This is a genomic window from Rhodocyclaceae bacterium (assembly GCA_020248265.1).
GTDB lineage: Bacteria > Pseudomonadota > Gammaproteobacteria > Burkholderiales > CAIKXV01 > CAIKXV01.
Window position 1 is genome coordinate 1 of the sequence record JADCHX010000033.1, and the last position, 3,877, is coordinate 3,877.

4 protein-coding genes are annotated in these 3,877 nt (G+C 64.3%); 1 reads left to right on the top strand and 3 read right to left on the bottom strand.

The features are described from left to right. Positions 1-75: 75 nt before the first annotated feature. From ING98_21265 to ING98_21275, 3 genes are all read right to left on the bottom strand, one after another. Positions 76-1,446 carry a serine hydrolase gene (locus ING98_21265; GenBank protein ID MCA3104403.1) on the bottom strand — a complete coding sequence of 457 codons (1,371 nt, stop codon included), beginning with the start codon at positions 1,444-1,446 and terminating at the stop codon, positions 76-78. Positions 1,447-1,572: 126 nt separating this feature from the next. After that, positions 1,573-2,340, bottom strand: coding sequence for an ATP-binding protein (locus ING98_21270; protein MCA3104404.1), 768 nt, complete (start codon positions 2,338-2,340; stop codon positions 1,573-1,575). Beyond that, on the bottom strand, positions 2,321-2,983 hold the full coding sequence (locus ING98_21275) for a hypothetical protein (GenBank protein MCA3104405.1): 663 nt from the start codon (positions 2,981-2,983) through the stop codon (positions 2,321-2,323). The genes ING98_21270 and ING98_21275 overlap by 20 nt, the downstream gene beginning before the upstream one ends. A gap of 22 nt (positions 2,984-3,005) precedes the next feature. Here ING98_21275 and ING98_21280 point away from each other — a divergent pair, with 22 nt between their 5' ends. Further along, positions 3,006-3,575: a Mov34/MPN/PAD-1 family protein gene (locus tag ING98_21280; protein MCA3104406.1), complete on the top strand. Its 570-nt coding sequence runs from the start codon at positions 3,006-3,008 to the stop codon at positions 3,573-3,575. The last annotated feature ends 302 nt before the right edge of the window (positions 3,576-3,877 follow it).

Here is a 3,877-nt window from a genome sequence, read left to right on the forward strand (position 1 = left end):
GCGAGGAGGCGACGAAGCTAGCGCCGGTGCGTTTTGCTGGAAGACCGGTCCTTGGTGCTGCGTGGTCAGGCGAGCTCACCTCACACCGGTCAGCAGCTCGAAGAAGCGCTTGTCTTCAAAGCTAAAGTTCATGCGAGAGTAGTCGCCGCTCATCACGGCGGCGGCCATGTCGGCGTTGGAATAGCGGACGATGACGAGTCCGCGTGACGGCCAGACGTAAAGCCGCTGCTGCCCTGCGCCAGCGGCCATGACAATATCGGGTGCCTGGCCGGGCCAGATGCCATCGGCGCTGATGCGTTCGGTTGATCGGCGCCGGACTGCGCCGGCATCGTCTGCAGTCGCGGCCGGGTTAAGCGAAGCCTTGTTCAGCCACCACGTCAAGCCATAGGCCTGGTTCGCGCTGGAACTGCTGAAGCATGCAGCGAGCAGATCTGGTCGAACCAGCTGCTTCCCATTCCAGGTGCCGCCCAGGCGAATGAGTTCACCGAGCTTAGCCCATTCGCGTGCGGTCAGCACGGCGCCATGGCCCATGGCCGGCTCGCCGTTTCGCTCGGTCGCCCAGCGTGTCGGGGTCAATCCAATCGGATCGAGGATGGTCTCCTTCAGAAAGGCGAATGCTGAACTGGGACCCCCGAGACGCGCTGCAAGTTTGCGGCGCATGAATTCGCTGAATGCGTAGAGGTGCACCTCGCTATAGGCGAATTGCGTCCCCGGGTCGGCGACAGCTTTCTGTGCGATCGCGAAGGCGCCCTTGTTCTCGACGGTTTTGTCGGCCCAGAGGCGGCGAGGGGCTTCAAGCCCGCTGGAAAAGCTGAGGAGGTGGCGGACCGTGATGCGCGACTTGCGCGGGTCGCCCTGCCACTCGCTGATCGTGTCAGCGACCCTTTCATCGAGGGTAAAGAGGCCTCGTGCCATGGCGACAGCGGCGACTGGTCCCCAGAAGCTCTTCGTACCAGACGCGATCTGGTAGGCCCTGTCCGCTGTACTTCCTTCGACGCCCTGCTCGAAAACAATGTTGCCGTCCTGCATGACGAGGAGATGCAGGCCCCCTGTTTCCGCCGAATAGACTGAGGCCGCGCGATAACGCGCGATGTCAACCGGGGGACCCAGTGCCACGATGGGGTTGGCGAGCTTGCCGGGCGTTACGGTTGTCTGTGCCGTTGCGCCTCCATTGGTGCGGCCCTGGCCGCGGCGATCGGCGAAGGCTGCGAATTCGGTGCGGTCGATGGCCCCGTCGCCATTGCGATCAAGGCGCTTGAAGGCATCGGCGCGCCTGACGGGTAGCTTGTCGAACTCGTCCTTTGAGATCCGGCCGTCGCCGTCGCTATCGAGCTGGGCAAAGCGTGCGTCTGCATCGCTTGTCTGCGCCATGACACCGGGGATTGCCGCCATGGACAGAAGGATCATGACCGTAAAGACGGAAAGCATGCGCGAATGGGATGTCATCTTGCTTTTTCGGTTGTATTGCAATGCGTGGCGCAAATTTTGCGCGCATGCCCCGGCGGCCACTGCAAATTCCCCCACCCGTGGCCGGGTCAAATTCCCCCACCCCGGAGACGGGACAGGCGGACTTTAATTGTCGGCTGAAGCCTTGGCAATGCGGGCGGCGGCCTCCTTCAGGCGCCAGCTCTTGCCGTCGAACTTGAGCAGGTGTCCGTGATGCATGAGCCGGTCGATCAGCGGGGCCACGATCACCATGTCACCGAGCAGCTTCGCCCAGTCGTCGAGGCCGCGGTTGGAGGTGATGAGGGTGGAGGCCTTCTCGTGCCGGCTCATGAGCACGTCGGCCAACTCGTCGGCGGCGCCGGCCGGGAGCTTGCGCAGGAACAGGTCGTCGATGATCAGCAGTTCGGCGGCGCGCAGCTGCGCGCGCAGCTTGCGGATTGCGCCCAGCTCGCGGGCCTCGTGGATGTCCTCGATCAGCTGATGGGCTTCCCGATAGAGCACCTTGTATCCGCGGTTGACGGCGGTGAGCGCGATGGCCTTCGCGATGTGGCTCTTGCCGGTGCCAGGTCGCCCGATGAGCAGTGCGTCTTCGCGCGCGTCGATGAATTTCAGCGTGGCCAGTTCGAACACCGCACGGCGGGAGATGGTCGGGTTGTAGGCGAAGTCGAAGTCCTTGAGATCCTTGCGTTCGACGAGGCCGGAGAGCGTGTAGCGCCGATCGAGCAGGCGAGATCGGCGTCGGTCCAGTTCGTCCTGCACCAGCCAGGAGAAGGCTTCGATGAAGTCCATCTCGTGGCTGGCTACGGCCAGCGCACGCGCCTGCAGCGTGGCACTCATGCCGGACAGGCGCAGTGCGCGCAGCGATCGTTCGAGTTCAGTCATTGACATGGCCATCGGTCATCTCCGGAGGTTGGGTGTGGGAGTGGCGCTCCCAGAACGCGTGGTACTCGATGATCGGGCGGATGTGATCGCCGCATTGTTCGAGGTGTTCGGCAGTTACCGTCACGGCGATGGAAGCCGAGCGCTCCAGCGCGCGCTTGACCGCGGCATAGGAGAAGATCTGCGCATCGACAAGCCGGGCGCAGACGGCATCGATCTGGGCACAGGGATGGTGGCGGGCCAGGTTCGCCAGCCCGTACAGGGCGCGCTGGCCGGGACGGCCCAGACGGGCGAACAGTTCGCGGGCGAGCACCGCGGTATGTGGCCCGATGCGCTCGGCCTTGGCCAGTACCCGCGCGCTCTCGCGCGAGGGATTGAACAGCCGATCGGTGGATGCCATCGTGAAGGTGCCACGCCGGGCGGCGATCTCGTGTCGGCGAAGCAGTTGGCCAGCTGCATCGAGGATCTCGATGCAGCGATCGAACACGCGAACCGTCACCGTGCTGTGCGGCGCTGCCGGCAGCGCCGCGTAATAGGCTGCATCGATCTGCACCAACCCCGCGTCATCGACGGTGCGCGTGGCTTGTCTGAAATAGCGGAAGGGCTCGGCTGGCAGCGCCCGCAGGTATGGCAGTTCCTCGCGGTACATCTCGAGCACCTGGCGCTTCTTTCGGCCGTGGATGCCCGCTGCGTTGGTGGCAATGCAAGTCGAGCGCTGGCTGGCGCACGGACTGCCCGACGCCGGGCAACTCGGAGTGGGCGTACAGCAAGACGACGGCATCGGCATGAACTGGTCGGTGGTCTCGCAAGGCCCGACGACCGTGTTGCGCGTGGCCGATGACGGCGGCTGGACTGTTCGCGTGCTTACCGGCGTACGCGATGTCATCGACGCCGACGCGGTACGCTGGGACACCAAGGAGACCGGCGGTGCATTGATCGGCCACGTGTCACACGAGGCCCGCACCATCGTCGTCGCAGGTCTGGTTCAAGCGAGCGCTGACAGCTACCGCAGCACCGCACGCTTCGTCCTCGGCACCCAGGAACTGAAGAAGAACCTGCGCCAGGCGTATGACGATTCCCTCGGCTACCTGACGTTCGTGGGCACCTGGCACACGCATCCACATGGCGGAAGTCACTCAAGCATCGACCGTAAGACACTCGTTTGGCTCGCCGAAGAGTTCGGAGGACTGCCCGCTGTCTCTCTCATCTGGACGCCCGCAGGTTTGACATGCGCGGTCGAGCGCCGCTAGGCGCACAACCTCCGCGGATGTCTTCTTTCGCCGACGGCACCCCTCGATATCCGAACTTGAGTGACTGCACCCAGTCTTAAGCGGCCATTTGACCCGAGACCGCCGAATGTCAGCTCAGGCCGAGGACATGACGGTGGGGCAGCGGCAACCCCATTGTGCGGCGGCACATCGGCCACTACGTGCGTATTCCGGCGAACGTGACCGACGATTCCGGTGATCGTGACCGATGCCGTTTTTCCGGCACTGCGTGTGCCGGATTGTAGGGCGGTCGGTCACGATGCGCGTCGGGAAGGCGCCTATCC